Genomic DNA, 18,947 nt, shown 5'->3' with positions numbered 1-18,947 from the left:
CTTATGCGGACGCTTTCGCTGCCCCTTCTGGCCCTTGCCGCCGTGACGGCCTTCGCGCAGAAGCCCTGCGGCAACACGCCGGTCTATTCGCCCTGTGAAATCGTGGTCGAGCTGCCGCCGGCCGTGGCGGCGAAGCACCCGAATCCGCCCGCCAGCGTTGAGCTCTGGGCCGAGTTCCGTTCGCCCGAGTTCAAGACCTACAAATTCCCTGCCTTCTGGGACGGCGGCGCCAGAATGGTCTTCCGCGTGACCCCCGTCGAAGCGGGCAACTACACGTACCGGCTCAGCGGCAATGTGGCGGAATTCGAAGGCAAGGAAGACAAGTTCACGGCAGTAGCGAATCCCGACGCGACAGCCTTCATCAAGCGCGCCAACGCCCACCACTGGCAGTACACCGAAGCGCTGAAGCCGCATCTCTACTTCGGGGCGGACTTCACTGACCTGGCCGCGGTGGAAACCCGCGCCAAGCAGAAATTCACGCACCTCTCGCTGCCGGTGTTCTCGCCGAAGCTCGATCCGGCGTTCTACAAACAGATCGATGAGCGCGTGGCCGCCATCAATGGCAAGGGCATGATCGCGGACCTGATCCTGTCGCCCAGCCCGGCGGAGCTCGTCAAAGCCTATACCACCTGGAGCGATCGCGAACGGTTTCTGCGCTACCTCGCCGCGCGCTACAGCGCCTTCAACATCACCTGGCAGCTCGCCAACGAATGGGAGTCCTCGCCCAACGCCCGCCCGATCCTCAAGGAAGTGGGCGTGGCGCTGAAGGGGCTGGACCCGTATGGGCATCCGCGATCGTCGCGTTCAGCCGTGACCTCGGCCCCCCTGGGTCCCGACGGCTGGATGGATTTCGTCATCAACGGCGCTCCGGACGTCACCGTTCCGGCCATCGAGCACATCGCCAACACCGTGCCACAGGTCGTCCTGATCGACGCCGCGCTGCCGGAAGAGGCGTTCCGCAAACGCGTCTGGAATGCCGCCATCAGCGGAGCCTACATCTCGATCACCGGCAATCTGGCCGACGGCTCACCCAATGCCAAAACAGCCACTGGTTGGTTCGACACGATGTCGCGGACACGCTTCTGGGACATCGAGCCCTACTTCGACCTGGACGGCGGGCGGGCCATCGCGAATCCCGAGACCGAGTACCTGGTCTACATCGAACACCCGCAGAAAATCGAAATGACGGTGGAGAAGCACGGCTACGACGTCTACTGGGTGAATCCGTCGACGGGCGAAGCGGTGAAGGAAAAGAAGGACTGGAAGGGCGAGATGTTCGAAGGCACTCCGCCTGACGCCACCCGCGACTGGATCCTGCATCTGTCGCGCGACGGCCGCAAAGAGGGCATGCTGAAGAGCTACAAGTTCGAGTCCTGGCCCATCCCCGTCCAGGAACCCGAGCGGAGCGCGGTGAAGGCACCCTTTGAACTCGTGACTCCGCCCAGCGACATGACCTTGAAGGCGGGCGAGCCGGTCAAGTTCGAAATCAAGCTCAAGAAGAAGACGGCGGGCACGCGGCGCATGATGTACATGCTGGCCGGCGAAATCGTGCCGGACGGCCAGGGGACTCGAATTCTCGCCACAGGGCAGGAGGGCACCCTGGTGGTCCCACCCGTCATGCTGGCCAAATCGGAAGGCCCCATGAACGTGCGCCTGTACGTCCTGAACGCCCCAGGCAAACTCTATATCCTCGACTATGTGTTCACGGTGAAGAAGTAACGCATGCCGCGAATTGTCGCACTCGACACAGCCTCAGAATTCGGTTCCCTTGCGCTGCTGGAAGACGGCGTGGTGCTGGAAGAGGTGATCCTCCATTCTCCCGAGGGCTTCGGCCACGTCCTGTTCCCGCAGTTGGACCGCCTCATGCGCAGGCATGGCTGGAAGTACGATCAGGTAGCCGGATTTGCGGCCGGCTCAGGACCGGGCTCGTTCACCGGCGTGCGCGTCGCGCTGGCGGCCATCAAGGGTCTGGCGGAAGCGACCGGCGCACCGGCGGCGGCCATCTCCAATCTGCAGGCGATGTCGCTCTACGGCACGTCCGGGCTGCGGGCACCCTTCCTCGATGCGCGCCGCGGCGAGATCTACGCGGGCCTGTATCACAGCGACCAGACTCCGGCAGGCGCCGAGGTCGTGACCAAGTTCCAACCCTGGCACGAGGCTCTACCCAAGCAGGCGGAACTGCTCACGCCGGACCCCGCCGTCTTCTCTGTTGACGCGACGGTGACGCCCCGGGCGCTGGCCGGCGCAATCGGACGACTGGCCGCCACTCGGCTGACGGATCCCATGTCGCTGGACGCCAACTATGTCCGGCGGTCGGATGCGGAGCTGAACTGGGTGGATAAGTAGGCGGACCGCACCGCGGCCCGCCCCTGAACCGGCCTATTCGACGGTGACTTTCAGGACTGCGTAGAGGAAGTCCTTCGTCCCCACAACCTGATGCGGCACAGCCGCCGGGACGTGGGCGATGTCGCCCGCCTTCAACGTGACCTTCTCGCCGCCCGCAATGGTGCCGCCGCGCTGCTCGCCGGGTCCCGTAACGCGCGTACCCGTCGCCTTGCCGCCCACGGTCAGCGTCGCCTCACCCTGCTGGACAATGAAGTAATCCACCTGTTTCTCGTGGATCTCCACCTCGCCATCGCCCGTGCGATAGACCATCAACTGCGAGTGATTGCCCCAGTTCGCAATCTCCTGGTTGGCGACATTCTTACCCGCCAGCTTCGCCTGCAGCTTGCCCTTCCAGCTGAGGAAATCAGCCTTTGACCAGTAACGGAAACCCTCGGGCGACTGCGGCGCGGCCTGCTGCACCTTCACCACGTAATAGAGGAACTCTTTGGGCACCAGCAACTGGTGCGGCATATTGGCCGGGATCTCCACCATATCGCCGGGCTTCATCGTGACCTTGCGGCCTCCGGTGATTCCGGTGCCGCGCATCTCGCCCGCTCCAGCGGAGGTCGGGCTGGTGAGCGTCCCGCCCACCACCAGCGTGGCTTCCCCGCCCTCGCAGATGAACAGGTCGGTCACTTTCTCGTGGAGCTCGCCTACCCCGTCTCCATTGCGCCGCGTAATGGACGACCAGTGGTTGCCCCACTTGCCCAGGTCCTGGCCCAGCACCTTCTCGGTCTTCATCTTGGCCGCGATCTTGGCCATGTAGCCGTGCAGTTCGGCGTTGTTCCAGAGGACGAACCCGGGAACGGCGGCCCACAACAGGGCTCCACCGGCGCAGGCCGCAACAATCAGGAGGATGGATTTCTTCAAGCGGGCACCACCTTGGGGAGTCGGTCTTTCACGGCCGGAAGGGCCGGCACTTCGGTCGTCGGTTTGTCCTGATACCAGTAGCAGCAACTGTAGAAGCAGTCGCCGCGATCATTGGCATGGCCATGCTCCATCGTATGCTTCAGGTATTTCGTGAACGTCACGGGGTTGTCGCCGTGGAAGCGGTAGCAGCAGTAGCGGCCGCCCACGCGTTCCGGGCTCTGGATGAGGTGCGCGCCGTACTGGTGGTAGCCGAAAGCCTTCGCGTTCTCGCGTCCGCCGAAGTTCCAGCTGCCCAGGAAGTAGTCTTCCGAGCCGGTCCCGATGATCAGCGGCCTGGTCTCGTCGTCGACGAAGATCATGTCGTCGCCTTCGCCCATCCACGCTTCCTTGTTCTGGACGACGCCCAGCGTCACGCCCATCAGGTGGCCGCGGCCATGCGTCTCGCAATACACAAAGTTCGTCTTGCCATCGGGATTCTTGCTGTTCGGCAACTGCTGCGCCACGTTCGGAGCCGCCTGCCGGTACTGCGCATGAAAGTAGAGAGCATCGGCCGGCAGCGCGTCCACCGCCATGAAATCGATGTTCGAATAGAACGACCCGACGTCGCGCGTGCCTTCATTGGTGACGGTCATGCGCGCCGACGTACGGTACGGCATCGCGAAATAGCAGTTCAGCGACTTGCCGGGCGAACAGGCGAGGTACTCGCTCTCGTAGAGCACGTAGTCGCCCAGGTTCAAGCCGAAGAAATCGCCGATCGGCACTTCGATGCTCGGCTTCTCGCTGCCATCCCAGTAGGCGCGCAGGATCAGTTCCTTCAAGTGCAGCGGGCTCTGGGCGGAAATCGTGAACCAGATGTGCGAGATCACGCCCGGACCCTGCTGGTTGAAGATTTCGTACGACTGGCCGCCCGGGATGGGCCACCGGTCGGAATTGCCTCCCGTCGGATCGTGGCTCGACTGCTTCAAAGAACGGTAGTTTTGCGCGCGGCAATATTCAGGCAGAAAACCCGCCCGTCCAGGACCTGCCGCCCGGGGAGCCTGCGCCTGCGCAGCCAGCGGTGCGGCGCCAATCCCCAGCGCGGCCAGGGCGCCTTGAAAGAATCCACGCCTCTGAAAACTCTTCATGGTAAAACCTGCACCTTCCTCCGTGAAATCGTCGCTGCCCGGCCCTCGACGCGAGCGGTCGCTCTGAGCATTGTATGCCCTGCGGCCGTAGGCGACACAAGCGGCAGTTGCCAGGTGTGCGCTCCGTAGGCCGGCAGTTCGAACGAAAGCTCCTTCGACGGCCCGTCGACAAACTCCAAACGCAGTGCGCCTTTCACAGTCGAACCCTCGTCGTTCACCATCATGACGGCGTAGTTCCGCGTCTCTCCGGCCTTCAGCGTCGGCTGCCAGAAGTTGATGTACACGCCGAGCGGCCGGAACGACTCGCGCACCCAATCGGCGAAGTTGGGCTCCAGTTCGAGCTTCTCGACATCACGCCAATGATCCGACGTCTTCACGCCTGGGTAGCTGCACGTCAGCCAGGTGAAGTGCAGGACGCCCGCGAAATTGCGGTGCGCGCGCCAGAACTCGGTGAGCCCGGCCAGATTGTACGCATACAGCTCAAACCGCTGCCGCGGCGTGGCGTTCTTGCCCAGCAAGCGCTCATACACGTTCTCCGTCAGCAGCGTGGGCGAACCATCGCGATTCAGCCACAACCAGCCGTACTCGTTCGCAATAACGGCGTGCGCCGAGGGGTGCCCGGCATTCGTCGTCTTGGCCCCGGTCATGCGCTCCAGTTGCGTCATGGAGAAATTGCCTTCTGGCCGCATCAGCGCACTGAACAGATAAGGGTGATCCTCCACCGCGTCGTCGAAGCCCATCGGCACCGCGTAGCCGTTATCCCAGGGCCGGTTCGACAGGTCCAGCTTGCGCACCTGCGGGATCACCTGCTCGCGCAGCATCACCGAATCGGTCTCGTTCGACGCGTCCCAGATCGCCTGGCTGGGATGGTTCCAGTGATCGCGCATCCACTCCTTGTACTGCGTGATCAGTTCGCCGGACTGGTACGGCGGGAAGTACTCGCGCCCGTTCCAGATGAAAAACTCATTCTGGACCAGCAGGCCGGCTTCGTCCGCGATGTCGAACCACATCTCGGGCGCCGGGCCGATGCAGAACCGGAACGCATTCCAGTGCATCTGTTTCGGACCGTCCACCAGCAGCTTGCGCACCCACGCCTCTTCCCACGGATGCCGTTTGCACAGCGGATCCTCAAAGAAGCGGTGCAGCGTGATGTTCGACCCACGCAGGAAGTAGATTTTGCCATTCAGGTAAGCGCGCTTGGTGGCGGAATCGAAGCGGAACTCGCGCATGCCGAAGCGCGTGCGCAGCGTGTCTTCGCCAACGGCCGTCTCCAGCCAGTGCAGGTTCGGCTCCTCCGGAGTCCACAGCTTCGCTCCGGGCAGCGGCAGCGTCTGCTGGACGGTCTTACGTTCGCCCGGCTGCAGCGTGATGGCGAGGACCTGCGCTTTCCACGGCTTCACCTGCTGGACAAGCTTCGTACGGACAGGCCTGCTGCCCAGGTTCACCAGGATCGTCTCGACCACAGCCGAAGAGTCGCTCAGCCGCGGCCCCACCTGAACGCTCTCAACATACGGCAACCCGGTCAGGATCAACGACACGTTGTCATAGATCCCGGGAGTCCACTTATACTTCTCGAAATCGGTGCCCGCCGGAGCCCACACAGGCAGTGCCGCCGGATGCGCGCCGATGCGGATCACCAGGTCGTTCTCACCGCCCCAGTTCACAAAGGCCGTGACATCGAAGTACCCGGCCGTGAAGCAGCCCAGGTGCTCGCCCACCTTCTTGCCGTTGAGCCAGACCGCGGTGCCGAACTGCGCCTTGGCCACACGCAACATCGCTACAGGCTTGCGCTCCGGCACGGTGAAGGAACGCCGGTACCAGAAGTAATTGCGCGACTGGCGCGGCACACCGGCCGTCTCGACCCGCGCGCTCTCGGGCAGGCGCTTCTCTCGGATCGACGCCTGGATGAACTCGCGGCTGTCGAAGCGGTCGACGTCTGGAAACGCGGGCTGCGCCTGGTTGGTCAGCCCCGGCACGGCGGCCACGTGCCCGAACTCCGACGGAGCCGGTTCGGCCGCCACGCTCTCGCCCACGCGCCAGTCTCCGTTCAACGACAGCGTCACTCGGCCTGCTGCGGCGTGCAGCACTAACGGGCACAGCCAAATCAGACAAATACGTCTCATAACGCGCCCATCGTATCATCGAAGATTGACGTACGATGCCATTGTTCTAGGCGGGGGAGCCGCCGGATTGTTCTGCGCCGCGCAGGCCGGGCGCAGGGGCCGCAAGGTAGCCCTGATCGAACATTCCGACCGGCCCGGCCGTAAGATCCTCATCTCCGGCGGCGGCCGCGCCAACTTCACCAACCTGCGGGTCGACGCGCGGAACTTCCTCTCAGCCAACCCGCACTTCGCCAAGTCGGCGCTGGCGCGCTTCACTCCGCAGAACTTCGTCGAACTGCTGCGCGAGCACCGCATCCCCTATCACGAGAAGACGCTGGGCCAGTTGTTCTGCGACCGGTCGGCCCAGGATCTGCTCACCATGCTGCTGACTGAGTGCTCGGCCGGACACGTGGACCTGCATACCTCGACGAAAGTCACGGCGGTGACACGCGACACCCGTTTCCGAGTCGAAACCTCGCGCGGCCCAATGGACTCCGCCGCCCTGGTGGTCGCCACCGGGGGGCTCTCCATCCCGAAGACCGGAGCAACCGCCTTTGGCTACGACCTCGCCCGCCAGTTCGGACTCGCGATCGAACCCACCTTCCCTGCCCTGGTCCCCCTCACCTTCACCAAGGCGGACACAGCCCGCTGGGGCGAACTCTCAGGAGTGTCGACGGAAGTGATCGCCTCCCACGGCAAACAGCATTTCCGCGAGAAGATGTTGTACACGCACCGCGGCCTCTCAGGCCCGGCCATCCTGCAGATCTCGTCCTACTGGAAGCCCGGCACGCCGCTGAACCTGGACCTGCTACCGGGCGTCGACTTCTCCACGGCACCGCCCCACGAAGCCCGCAAGCAGTTGTCGTTGAAGCTGCCGCAGCGGATGGCTGAGCGCTGGCTGGACGTGGAAAGCTTCACGCAGCCGGTCCCGAGCGTCAAAAAGATCGACACCCGCCTGCATCAGTGGAGCGTCGTACCGGCCGGGACGGAAGGCTTCGATAAGGCCGAAGTCACCGGCGGCGGTGTCAGCACGAACGAGCTGTCTTCCCAGACAATGGAAGCCCGCCAGGTCCCCGGCCTCTTCTTCATCGGAGAGGTGGTGGACGTGACGGGCTGGTTGGGCGGCTACAACTTTCAATGGGCCTGGGCCTCAGCCTACGCCGCCGCCCAGGCGCTGTCAGTTGGATAGTTGGAAATTCACATTGACCTCCGTCTCGACTTCCACAGGATTGCCATTCAGCAGCGTGGGTTTGTAGCGATATGCCTGCACCGCCTCCTGTGCCGCCTGAATCAGCAACGGATGCCCTGAGGCGAGCGTCATGTTGGCAACTGATCCGTCCTTGCCGATGACGACTTTGAACCGCACCGTGCCGCTAATCCGAGCCTGTCGGGCCAGGGGCGGATAAACAGGCGCTGGTGACTCTGTCAGCATGGCCTGCTGGACATTGCCGCCCACCGAGATACGGGACGGAGTCCCACCGGCCGTCGTGCCGGAAGCCTGCACAGGCGCCGCCGAAGCAGGCGCAGGGCTCACGAGGTCTGCGGGTAGCCGGAACTCCACCATCGTCACGATCCGTTGCTCGGCCGGCCTGGCGGCAAACCTCCAACTCTTCACGGCCTCCAAGGCCGCCTGGGCCAGCAAGGGGTGCCCGCTCATCAGGGAGGCCTCACTGACAGAGCCGTCGCTGCGGACGGAGACCTCCAACATGACCCTGCCCTGCACGCGGCCCAGTTTCGCCAACGGGGGGTAAACTGCCGCGCGAGAGGACACCGGCAGTTCGGGAGCACCCGGTTGCTCGTACAAAGCATCTCCTGCATCGAGCCGCGCGAGCGCCTTCACCCAGCGCTCGTCAGCCGGCGCCAACGCGTGGGCTCGTTCGAGCAAGGTCTTCGCCAGGACCGTTCTCTTCCGGGCGGATTCTGCCATCCATTCCCGCACCGATGCCGGCAGGCTCTCCGGCGAATGAATGCGAGGGGAGGGCAGCCGGATCGCGATACGGCCGAGTACTTCGGGATCATCGACCTTCTCCACCGCCGCCAGGATCCTGGCATGCCTCTGTATCAGATCGGACGCCGCCGGGGTTGGCCTGTCTACGTTCGCCACTGCGATCGCATGAAGCCGGACCAGGTCTTCCACGCACGAGAGATCCGCCGGCGCAACCTCACGAGCCCTCAAGTAAAACTGGACAGCCGCTTCGGGATCCCGATCCCCGAAGAACCGTCCGGCATGCACCAACACCGCGGGATCCGCGGGATGCAGCGCCGCCTGCTTCCGCCAAAGGTCCGCCAATTTCGCTCGCTCCGCTTCGTCGATCATCAGGGAACCGTTGTTGCCCACCGAGAACGCATAGGTGTCGTGTGCATACGACTCCGGCGCATTCTCCACCATCCACCGCAACTGCTGACGGTACGGTTCAGCCAGGGCGGTTCGGTAGTAATAGCCCGTGATCAACAACCGGGCGTCGATATCTTTGGTGTTCCGGACAATTCGGTCCTCCAGCGTCGCCGCTTCAGCCGCGGTCATATCAGCGCCCGCCACCTCCGTGGAAAACGGCGGCAGGGGACCAAATGTACTCGTGGGCTGCCGCGGCGGTTGGAACGGCTGCAGCGCCGACGCCGAGTAGAGCACAGGCAATGAGAGCAAAAGCAACAGAGCCCACCCGGGCTTCGTCATCGATTTCGACCAGCTCATGCGGCCCTCCATGATCCGTTCAATCCTCCCGCCAATCTTGCTCGACCGCGCCATCGCAGTGGCTTCCCAGCTCAACCGCGGCCGGACCGTAGCCATCGTCACTGCAAACTCCAGCACGACGCTCGCATACCGCCGCGCGTCCCCTTGCGGACCGATCGCCGCCGTGTCGCAGGCCTCTTCGGCCAGAGAGGCAAGCCTCCGCTCCAGCCACCAAGCCAGCGGGTGAAACCAGAACAGCGTCCGGTTGATGGCGGCGAGCAGAGCGATCAGCCAATCACTCCGCCGGATGTGCGCCATCTCATGCGCAAGCACGGCCCTCAGCTTGAAGGAGTCCCATTCGCGCCAGCCCGACGGAAGCAAAATCGCCGGAGACTGCCAACCCGCCGTGAAGGGAACCAGTGTGGAATCAGACTGCCGTACAACCGGCAACGGGTACCCGCTACCTTGCTCCAGGCAGATCACCCGCAGCATTTCACTCAACCCTTCGTCGCGGATCTCCTCAGCCTGGCTCACCAGCCGGGTGGCTCTACGGACCGCCTGCCCCACCCTCAGGGCCGCGAATGCTGCGATCAGCCAATAAGCAGGTATGAGCCAACTGGACCAGCCACGGCGAACAGGCCGCCAGACGGGTGCCGCGGACTCGTCGACGGTTATCGCGCCCGAAGCGGTGACAGTCATGACGGTGCGAGTCTGCCCACGGAGCGGTGGTTTGGACTGCGCACTGGACGGAGCCTGGAGCCAACTGGGCGGAGCGACCAGATGCCGTGGCACCACTACCGTGAGCACCGGCATCAGGAGCATCCCGGCCAGCACAGCCACCCAAACCGCATGGCGCGTTTCCGGCCCACGTCTTCTCAGAACCCAGGCCAACAGCGCAGCCCAAGCCGCCAGGACAAGTACCCGGAGAGATGCCGACGCCAGCAGGTACATCACCATGCGGTTGGACCATTGGGCAAGGTACATCGCTACTTCTCCTTCTTCGTCGATCTCTCTGCCAGCTTCGCCGCCAGCGCCCGCAACTCCGCCGGATCGATGACTTCCTGCTCCACCATGCCCGCGACCAGTGCTTCGGCCGAGCCGCCCCAGAAGCGGTCGATGATCTGGCGGATCGCCGTCATCGCCACGTTCTGCGGCTGCTCCGCGCCCGAGTAGATATAGGTGCGGCCCTCCTCGCGGTGGGTCGCATAGCCCTTCTCCTCCAGCCGGCGCAGAATCGTCCGCACCGTGGCATCCTTCATCGGGTGGGTCTCGGTGAGCGCGGCCCGCACCTGTTCGGCGCTGGCCGGCCCCTGGGCCCACAGGAAATCCATCACCAGTTGCTCAAGGCCGCTGAGGTTTTTTCGCGTTGTTTTACTGTTACGCATCGTACCGCTACAATTTGTAACTCTAATCGGCATGGGTGTCAATAGAAGAGTGCGGGCCGTGCACGTGCCTACGGAGGCGCCTGTTGCGGCTTCGACCAGAGTCCGCTGCTCAGCGGCCCAGCGAGGGTAGCGACTTGACACTAAGAAGCGGCAGGCTGACGACAACCACTGACCAATAAGCTTCCCCGCGATTGTTCGAGATGATCGAGTGCCAGAACATGCCTGCCCAAACCGCCAGGCAGGCAATCAGCAGCCCTCCCGCCAGACTCCGGTGGCCGCCCATATCCCGGACCCGCTTGCAAATGGCGAGCAACCATAGGAGAACGACAAACGGAGCCAAGGCAGAAGGCAGGGTGTTCTTGAGATCCCATTGCCGGGGATCCCAGGCAATCGCAAGACTGTGGTCGTGGATCAGGGGAACCAGTTGCGTGAAAACAGGGGGAAAGCTGAGCGCGACAAAGAAGAACGAGGTGCGGTCCATCGGCTTCTCAACCCAGGAACGCAGGCTCATGCCAGTCCTCCCTGGATGCCGCCGCACGGCAGCCCCCAGCCCGGACACGCCTCAGGCCAACCTCGTCCCCTATTCAAATTCCTTCGAAGCTCAGTCGAGAGAGCCAAAGGCTCGGTCCAGGTGGCGGACCGTCCGCACGACGCTTCCACGCGCCCAACCAGCGCAACCAACGAATCAATGGCAAACCGCCGTAGAGAGCTGGCGTGCGGCTACTATTACGCCCAATACCGCTACCAGCTTCCATGCCCGCCCCCGTTCCTGTCAATCGGGGAATCCACCGTCCCACTGCAACCCCGCGCTTTTCCCGCGCGTACGCTATAGAGTGGGGAGAGAGGATGCCTGTCGTGACACGAATTCTTACGCGCCTGCTGCCCAGCCTGCTGGCCGCCGCCACGCTCCTGTGCGCGGACAAACCCAAGGACAAACCCGGGGAACCCGTCAGCGGCGAAGGCTCTGATCCGAGAGTGGCCATCAAAGCCAAGGCCTACTATGACCGCGACCAGGTGAAATCCCTGCTCGGCATGGATCCCGGCGAATCCATCGTCGTCGTCGAGGTCACCTTCACCCCCGCCCAGGGCGAGGAGATCAACCTCAATCTCGACGACTTCCTGCTGCGCAGCGACCGCGACGGCCAGAAATCGCGCCCGCTGGAACCGACCCAAATCGCCGGCTCGGCGGTGATGGTCGTGAAGTCCCAGGGAGGCACCCAGGGCACCGGCATGTCGCAGCAGCGCCGCGTCCCCTACGGTGTACCCGGCATTCCCGGCGGCGGAGGCCCCATGGGCCAGAGCCTGCCCATGCCCAACGAAACACCGGTTGCCGGCACGGCCACGGCGGACACTTCCGGTGCGGTCGCCAGTATTGAGGACCGGAACGTCAAGAAGAACCCGCTGCTCGATCTCCTGAAGGCCCGGGTGCTGACGGACGGCGAAATCAAGAAACCCGTAACTGGATTACTCTACTTCCAGATGGAAGGAAAACTTCGACCGAAGGATCTGGAGCTCGTCTACCGCAAGGCGCCGCCACGGGTCAGCGTCCGCTTCGTGCCCGTCAAGAAGAAGTAAAATGGCCTCACGGCCAACATGCGAATCTCCGACCTCGATACGCCCGCCATCATCATTGATTTGGACCAGATGGAACGCAACCTCACCAAGGTTGCCGATTACGCGCGCCAGCACAACCTGCGCCTGCGTCCTCACACCAAGACGCACAAGATCCCGGCCCTCGGACGCCGTCAGGTGGAACTGGGCGCCGTCGGCCTCAGCGTCGCCAAATCGACCGAAGCCGAGGTGATGCTCAAGTCGGGTACCCCCGACATTCTGGTGGCCTATCCAGTAGTGGGGGCGAAGAAACTGGCCCGCCTGACCGAGGTTGCCAGGAAAGCCAATGTCACCGTTTCCCTGGATTCCCTCGCCGCCGCCAAGCCCCTAAGCGACGCAGCCGTAGCGGCGGGCGTCGAGATTGGAATCCTGACGGAAATGGACGTTGGGCTCCACCGCGTCGGAGTGCAACCCGGCGATGACACCCTCGCCCTCGTCCAGTCCGTCGCTGCCCTGCCGGGCCTGAAGTGGCGCGGCATCGCGTTCTATCCCGGTCATATCAAGGACTTTAGCGAGCAGGGCAAAGCGGATGTCGCCGCCTTGGGCAAGGCGCTCACCAGCACCGTGGCGCTGCTCCGCTCGCATGGCTTCAACCCCGAGATCGTGAGCGGCGGCTCCACGCCCCTGCTCTGGGTCTCGCACCTGATCCCCGAGGTCAATGAGATCCGGCCGGGCACCTATATCTTCAATGATCGCAACACGATCCTCTCCGGAGCGTGCTCGCGAGACGAATGCGCGGCCACCATCCTTACCACCGTGGTCTCCGTCGCCCCCTGGCGCTTCATCATCGACGGCGGATCCAAGACGTTTTCGTCCGACCGCCTCTCCGGCTCCAACGAAGTGACCTTCGGGGAGATTCTCGAAGCCCCCGGCGCCCGCTTCCACAAAATGAACGAGGAGCACGGCTTCATCGAACTCGCCGGCGACAACGCGAAGCTGTCGGTAGGCGACCGGGTCCGCGTGCTCCCCAATCACATCTGCGTGGCAATGAATCTGCACGAACAGGTATACGGCATTCGCGGCGACGAGGTTGTCGAGACCTGGACTGTCGAAGGCCGCGGCAAACTGCAGTAGTCAGTTCGCCAGCATGGCTTCAATCTGAGTCTTGTCCGGAGCGCCGATGGCCTGCTTCTGGTGTGTGCGATCCACGCCGCCGGGGCCGGCCGTCAGCATCAGGCTGGTCTTGGCCTCGCCGTACCGGCCCTCGAACGACAGCACCCACTTGCCCTCGGACGGCCATTGCTGCGTGACAACGTACATGCCCGGCGTCGACGTGGGCTCCAGCTTCAGTGGCAGCACCTTGCGCTGGCCATTCACCATGCCGGTCGCGGTGCCAATGACGGTCGCGGTCTCAGGCTGATGGCAGCCCACCGCCTTCACCGTGATAACGGCTTGCTTGGACTTTGCGTCGGCACTGGCCTCGGGGTTGCCGGAGATCAGCCAGAAACCGCCTGCCTGCAGTTGAACGGAAACGGCGAGCACGGCCAGGGCCGCGCGGAAGAGTGTCATCGTTTTCAGCATCGGAATGCCCTCCAGAAATCGGATTCTGTGGGTAGGACGCCGCCGTTCCGCGAGGTGTGAACCAGGCCACAAAAAAATGGGAGGCAGCCCTTCTCAGGCCGCCTCCCATTCTTTGTAAACTTCTGATTGAGCGGGAAAACTACTTCGCGGCTTCGATGCTGGCGATAGTCAGCGAGTCGTCCTTCAGGTCGCCGCTGACGGTTACCTTCTGGCCGTACAGCTCAGCCGGCACCTTATCGGTGTTGGCGATCGCAACAACTTTCCCATCGCTCACCAGCACGGGCTTCGCGCCGCGGCTGATGCAGCTCTTGACACAGGCCACGCTACCGGCGGCAGCGTCTGCATGCTTCGCTCCGCATTTCGTCTCGGAAATGTAGCCGGTCCACTCGCCGGCGAATGCGCACATCGAGGTGACAGCAAGGATCAAACCCAGTTTTTTCATCTTGAACGCCCTCCTGGCGAAATCTTCACACAAGAGTACCCAAGATGGAGTCAAGACACAAGGGGGGGTAGCCGCCCCCCCGTCTTTCGGGTTAGTCGTCGCCAATGCCCGAAACATGCCGATCCGCCATGGGCACCACGTGCCGTTCCCCATGCCCCGTGTAGATCTGCCGGGGCCGCGCAATCTTCTGCTCCGGATCCAGCAGCATCTCCTGCCACTGCGCCAGCCAGCCCACCACGCGCGGAATCGCAAACAGAACCGTAAACAGGTCCGGCCGGAAGCCCATGGCTTCATAGATGATGCCGGAGTAAAAGTCGACGTTCGGGTAGAGCTTGCGTTTGACGAAGTAGTCGTCCTCGAGCGCGATGCGCTCGAGCTCCAGGGCGATCTCGATCTTCTTGTTGTAGCCGGTGACGGTGAACACCTGCTCGGCCGCCCACTTAATGATGCGGGCGCGAGGATCGTAGTTCTTATAGACCCGATGGCCGAAGCCCATCAGCTTGCCGCCGCCCTCTTTCACCTGGTGGATGAAGCCCGCTACACGATCCTTGGATCCGATCTGATCCAGCATCTTGAGGACTTCCTCGTTGGCGCCGCCATGCAGCGGACCATACAGAGCCGCCGCCGCGGCCGAGCAGCCGACATAAGGATCGCCCTGCGCGCTGCCCACGCAGCGCATTGTGTTGGTGGAACAGTTCTGTTCGTGATCTGCGTGCAGAATGAAGAGGATATCGAGCGCCCTGCTAAGAATCGGATTAGCCAGGTACTTGGGCTCGAACATCTTCCACATCATGTTCATGAAGTTTTCAGTGAAGTTCAGGTCGTTGTCCGGGTAGACATACGGGAGCCCGAAGTGGTGCCGGTAGCAGTAGGCGCAAATGGTCGGCATCTTGGCGATCAGCCGGGCGATCTGCAGCTTGCGGTTGTCGGCGTCGAAGACGTTTTTGGCTTCCGGGTAAACCGTGGACAGCGCGGCAATTGTGGAAATCAGCATGCCCATCGGGTGGGCATCGTAACGATAGCCTTCCAGGAACTTCTTGGTCGTCTCATGCAGCATCGTGTGCCGCTTGATCAGGCCGGTCCACTCGGACAGTTCGTTGGGATTGGGCAGTTCCCCGTTTAGCAGCAGCCAGGAGACCTCCAGGAAGCTGCACTTCTCAGCCAGTTCCTCAATCGGGTAGCCCCGGTACCGGAGGATGCCCGCGTCGCCATCGATGTAGGTGATGGCGCTACGGCAGGAGGAGGTATTCAGGAAGGCGGGATCGTAGGTCATCAGCCCGAAGTCGTCGGGCGTGGCTTTGATCTTCCTAAGGTCCATCGCGCGGATGGTTCCATCAACGATGGGGACCTCATATTGCGCACCGGTGCGTTGATCGGTGATGCTCAGTCGGTTCTGATCCACGATTGCTCCCTTCGGCTGCAGAAACGCCGCACAGGGATCTTCCCCGCGCGTCAGCGCGCCTGCAGATTGAGTCCACGGGTATATTGAAACCCGTTTATCTTCATTTGTCTAGGAGAATGATGCGGAAATACACCACGGGCGACGAATGATGCACTGTTGTTAATTTCAGCGGGCCGAAAAGAGGTTACCGCGCCCCAGAAGCCACTGCGGATCCAGCCGGCTTTTGACCGCTTTCATGTCCTCGATCTGCTCCGGCGTGAACATTAGGGGCAAAAGGTGCAGTTTGCGCTTGCCCAGGCCGTGCTCGGCACTGACCGTGCCGCCCAGCGACACCGAATGGGCAGCCGCATTCGTCATCCACTGCTTCCCGTTGTCAAAATCCGCCTGCGACTCGGACAGGATGTTGACGTGGACGTGGGCGTCGCCGATGTGGCCGTAGATCGTATACTTGCCCGGGAAGTAGCGATTCAGCGTCTCCTGGTAGTAGGCCAGCATCTCGGCATTGCGGTCCAGCGGGACGGCGAAGTCGGAACTGAGCTTCTGGAACCCGTTCATGCGCACCTTGGCGTTCACCAGTTCCGGCAGGGTATGGCGGTAGACCCGGAAGCGCTCGCGATCCTTGGCGGTCTCGCCGAACCAGGAATCCTCCAGCGCGCCGGCGGCTTCCATGCGCTCCACCCACTCGTCGACAGGATCGCCCGCAAGTCCATCAAGTTCCTGCTCAATCATGAGGCAGGCCTTGGCTTGGCGGGGGATCTCGCTCCCATACGACGTCCGTAGGAAATTCAGCGACGGCTCGTCCATATACTCCAGCATGCGCAGCTGCGGCACGCCGCGCCATTCGTCCACGGCCGCCAGCGTGGCTGCATCTTCCTGAAAGAAAACGACACCCGAGAGGATGTCCTTGGGCTGGGGCAGCAGCGTCACCTCAGCTTCGAGGACAACGCCCAGCGTGCCTTCACTGCCGCAGATCAGGTCGACCCATTCGGCCTCAGGCGGAAGGAAGTACCCGGCCGTATTCTTGGTGGTAGCCGGTGCGGGCAGCGGGGTATACGGGAAATCGAGCTTCTCGCCGCGCTGAAAGGTCCGGACGGAACCGTCCATGAATGCGACGGTCAGCGCCCGCAGATGGCGGCGGGTGGAGCCGAACCGGAAACTGCGCGAACCGGAGGCATTGGTTGCAATGGTGCCGCCGAGGGAGGCGGTCCATTCAGTCGGATCCGGAGCATAGAACTGCCCCTTGGCGACGGCGGCGGCCTGCAAATCCTTCAACAACGCACCCGCTCCGGCGGTGGCGAAGCCCGAACCGGCCTCCACCTTGCGGAACCCGTCTAGGGAGAGCTCCCACCCGCCTTGCGGACAGCGGCCGCCGGTGATGCCGGTGCCGGCGCCGGAAACCGTGACGGGAATGCCGGCCTCGGAAGCCTCGCGTAGAAATTGGGCCGCCTCTTCAAAGGTGGCTGGAGTCACTACTCGTTCGGCTTCCCCCTGGAAACCGGATGCGTCGTCGATCAGGATGCTCACTCGGTCAGACCTCGAGGATGACGGGCATGATTAAGGGACGGCGTTGCGTCTGCTTGTTGAGGAACCGCTTCAGGTCGGCGCGGATCTTCTCCTGCATCACGCCCCAGTCGGTACGCTCTTCATTCGAGGAGGTTTCCAGGGTCCGCAGGACCACCTGGCGCGCCGAAGCCATGAGCTCGGAGCGTTCTTCCATCGAAACGAAGCCGCGGGAGACGATCTCCGGCAGGCCTTCGCACTTGCCGGTGTGTTTGTCGATCGCGATGATCGGGATGACGAAACCGTCCTCCGACAGATGACGGCGGTCGCGGATGACCATGTCTTCCACGATCTCGTCGATGGAGCCGGAATCGATGCAGATGCGGCCCACGGTGACCTTCTCACCCTTGCGGGCGCCGTGGCGGTCGATCTCCAGCGTCTGGCCGGTTTCGAGGATGAAGGTGTCTTCCAGGCCGTAGGAGCGCAGGTGCGAAGCGAGGGCGGCGTGCTTCGACATCTGCCAGTATTCGCCGTGGATCGGGACGAAATACCGGGGCCGGATGAGGTTCAACAATAACTTGAGCTCTTCCTGGGAACCGTGTCCAGAGACGTGGATTGGCGGATTCATCGATCCGGCGACAACCTCGGCTCCGCGACGCGCGATGTGGTTCATCATGCGGCCGATGGCCTTCTCGTTGCCGGGGATGATGCGGGCGCTGTGCACCACGACGTCGCCGCGTTCCAGCGACAGGCTCTTGTGGTTGTCCACGGCCACGCGGCTCATGGCGGACATGGGTTCGCCCTGGGTGCCGCTGACGACGCAGACCACCTTATGGGGCGCGACGGACATGATGTCCTGGGGGCGCAGCAGGAGGTTGTCGGGAATCGTGAGCAGGCCCAGGTTGTGGGCGATCTCGGTGGCCGACAACATGCTGCGGCCGATGAAAGCGACTTTGCGTCCGACCGTGGCGGCGAGGTCGAGGATCTGCTGCAAACGATGGATGGAACTGGAGAAACAGGCCACCACCACGCGGCGCTCGGCGCGGTTGAAGATCTCTTCGAAGCGTGGCAGGACGGCCCGTTCCGAGGCGGTGTAGCCTGGACGATCGACGTTTGTAGAATCCGACAGCAGTAGGAGCACACCGCGCTTGCCGTACTCAGCCAGGGTGTGGAGGTCAAACAGGACGTTGTCGGTGGGAGTGGGGTCGACCTTGAAATCGCCGGTGTGGATGATCACGCCGAGAGGCGTTGTGATGGCGAGGGCCACGCAGCTCACAATGGAGTGCGTGACGTGCACGAACTCGACGTGGAAGGGGCCCAACTCGATCTTCTGACCGGGCTTCACGCGATGCAGCCGGGCTTCGTCGAGCATCTCGTGCTCTTCCAGCCGGCGTTCCACCAGGGCCAACGTAAAGGCCGTGCCGTAGATCGGGATGTTCAGCTGGGACAGCAGGAACGGGATGCCGCCGATATGGTCCTCGTGCCCGTGCGTGAGCACGAGGGCACGAACAAATTCTTTATTTTCTTCTAGATAAGCAAAGTCAGGGGTGACAATGTCGACGCCTAGGAGTTCGGCGTCAGGAAACATCATGCCCGCGTCTACGACGATGATGTCGTCGCCGTAGCGGATGGCCATGCAGTTCATGCCGAACTCGCCGAGGCCGCCCAGCGGGATTACTTTTAGTTTTTGGTCGGACATAGGTGGAGGCGAGGCTCCGAAGTTATCAGACTAGCATACACAGCCCCTCCATCTGCCCAAGACTATGGCGGATAAGCACTTGAGCGGCTGGAAAAAGCAAAGGGCCTACCCATAGGGATAGGCCCTTACTCTGATGTTCAATGGGAGAATCAGATTCAACGGTTTCGCGACCGTAAAACCTGTATGTGATTTGAGGGTAGACGCTGAGACAGGTTAAGTCAAGGGAAAAACTGGA

At 62.8% G+C, this 18,947-nt stretch carries 16 protein-coding genes; 5 read left to right on the top strand and 11 right to left on the bottom strand.

Annotated features, from left to right (window positions below):
* The first annotated feature begins 3 nt into the window (after positions 1–3).
* Both IRI77_RS03615 and tsaB read left to right on the top strand, forming a co-directional pair.
* On the top strand, positions 4–1,719 hold the full coding sequence (locus tag IRI77_RS03615) for a DUF5060 domain-containing protein (protein ID WP_194450719.1): 1,716 nt from the start codon (positions 4–6) through the stop codon (positions 1,717–1,719).
* A 3-nt stretch (positions 1,720–1,722) separates the two neighbouring features.
* Positions 1,723–2,346 carry a tRNA (adenosine(37)-N6)-threonylcarbamoyltransferase complex dimerization subunit type 1 TsaB gene (gene tsaB / locus IRI77_RS03610; protein WP_194450718.1) on the top strand — a complete coding sequence of 208 codons (624 nt, stop codon included), beginning with the start codon at positions 1,723–1,725 and terminating at the stop codon, positions 2,344–2,346.
* 33 nt (positions 2,347–2,379) lie between these two features.
* Here tsaB and IRI77_RS03605 read toward each other — a convergent pair whose 3' ends face one another.
* The 3 genes from IRI77_RS03605 to IRI77_RS03595 are packed head-to-tail and all read right to left on the bottom strand — an operon-like array spanning position 2,380 to position 6,502.
* Complete coding sequence (locus IRI77_RS03605; RefSeq protein WP_194450717.1) at positions 2,380–3,255, bottom strand: hypothetical protein; 876 nt, start codon at positions 3,253–3,255, stop codon at positions 2,380–2,382.
* Positions 3,252–4,379 (bottom strand): glycoside hydrolase family 172 protein, encoded by a 1,128-nt coding sequence (locus IRI77_RS03600; RefSeq protein ID WP_194450716.1) that lies wholly within the window; start codon positions 4,377–4,379, stop codon positions 3,252–3,254. Before IRI77_RS03600 ends, IRI77_RS03605 begins: the two co-directional genes overlap by 4 nt.
* Positions 4,376–6,502 (bottom strand): glycosyl hydrolase 2 galactose-binding domain-containing protein, encoded by a 2,127-nt coding sequence (locus tag IRI77_RS03595; RefSeq protein WP_228486582.1) that lies wholly within the window; start codon positions 6,500–6,502, stop codon positions 4,376–4,378. The genes IRI77_RS03600 and IRI77_RS03595 overlap by 4 nt, the downstream gene beginning before the upstream one ends.
* Before the next feature lie 25 nt (positions 6,503–6,527).
* Here IRI77_RS03595 and IRI77_RS03590 point away from each other — a divergent pair, with 25 nt between their 5' ends.
* Complete coding sequence (locus IRI77_RS03590; RefSeq protein WP_228486581.1) at positions 6,528–7,670, top strand: BaiN/RdsA family NAD(P)/FAD-dependent oxidoreductase; 1,143 nt, start codon at positions 6,528–6,530, stop codon at positions 7,668–7,670.
* On the opposite strand, the gene IRI77_RS03585 is transcribed toward IRI77_RS03590, so the two are convergent.
* The 3 genes from IRI77_RS03585 to IRI77_RS03575 form a co-directional block, all read right to left on the bottom strand.
* Positions 7,659–10,136, bottom strand: a complete 2,478-nt coding sequence (locus IRI77_RS03585; RefSeq protein ID WP_194450713.1) for a M56 family metallopeptidase — start codon at positions 10,134–10,136, stop codon at positions 7,659–7,661. The genes IRI77_RS03590 and IRI77_RS03585 overlap by 12 nt on opposite strands.
* Positions 10,137–10,138: 2 nt before the next feature.
* On the bottom strand, positions 10,139–10,537 hold the full coding sequence (locus IRI77_RS03580) for a BlaI/MecI/CopY family transcriptional regulator (RefSeq protein ID WP_194450712.1): 399 nt from the start codon (positions 10,535–10,537) through the stop codon (positions 10,139–10,141).
* Positions 10,538–10,646: 109 nt separating this feature from the next.
* Positions 10,647–11,048: a hypothetical protein gene (locus IRI77_RS03575; protein ID WP_194450711.1), complete on the bottom strand. Its 402-nt coding sequence runs from the start codon at positions 11,046–11,048 to the stop codon at positions 10,647–10,649.
* A 344-nt stretch (positions 11,049–11,392) separates the two neighbouring features.
* Between IRI77_RS03575 and IRI77_RS03570 the strand changes: the two genes are divergently transcribed.
* A complete protein-coding gene (locus IRI77_RS03570; RefSeq protein WP_194450710.1) occupies positions 11,393–12,112 on the top strand; it encodes a hypothetical protein in 720 nt (239 codons plus the stop codon).
* A gap of 18 nt (positions 12,113–12,130) precedes the next feature.
* Positions 12,131–13,222, top strand: coding sequence for an alanine racemase (locus IRI77_RS03565; protein WP_194450709.1), 1,092 nt, complete (start codon positions 12,131–12,133; stop codon positions 13,220–13,222).
* Here IRI77_RS03565 and IRI77_RS03560 read toward each other — a convergent pair whose 3' ends face one another.
* From IRI77_RS03560 to IRI77_RS03540, 5 genes are all read right to left on the bottom strand, one after another.
* Positions 13,223–13,669 carry a hypothetical protein gene (locus IRI77_RS03560; RefSeq protein ID WP_194450708.1) on the bottom strand — a complete coding sequence of 149 codons (447 nt, stop codon included), beginning with the start codon at positions 13,667–13,669 and terminating at the stop codon, positions 13,223–13,225.
* A gap of 139 nt (positions 13,670–13,808) precedes the next feature.
* Complete coding sequence (locus IRI77_RS03555; RefSeq protein ID WP_194450707.1) at positions 13,809–14,111, bottom strand: hypothetical protein; 303 nt, start codon at positions 14,109–14,111, stop codon at positions 13,809–13,811.
* Positions 14,112–14,202: 91 nt separating this feature from the next.
* Entirely contained in the window at positions 14,203–15,513 is a 1,311-nt protein-coding gene (locus IRI77_RS03550) for a citrate synthase (RefSeq protein ID WP_228486580.1), read from the bottom strand.
* 165 nt (positions 15,514–15,678) lie between these two features.
* A complete protein-coding gene (locus IRI77_RS03545; RefSeq protein WP_228486579.1) occupies positions 15,679–17,037 on the bottom strand; it encodes an FAD-binding oxidoreductase in 1,359 nt (452 codons plus the stop codon).
* A gap of 4 nt (positions 17,038–17,041) precedes the next feature.
* Entirely contained in the window at positions 17,042–18,712 is a 1,671-nt protein-coding gene (locus tag IRI77_RS03540) for a ribonuclease J (protein ID WP_194450706.1), read from the bottom strand.
* Between the last annotated feature and the right edge of the window lie 235 nt (positions 18,713–18,947).

Origin of the sequence: Paludibaculum fermentans (assembly GCF_015277775.1) — a bacterium.
GTDB lineage: Bacteria > Acidobacteriota > Terriglobia > Bryobacterales > Bryobacteraceae > Paludibaculum > Paludibaculum fermentans.
Note: the sequence above shows the minus strand (reverse complement) of the source record. Positions and strands in the feature narration are given on the sequence as shown.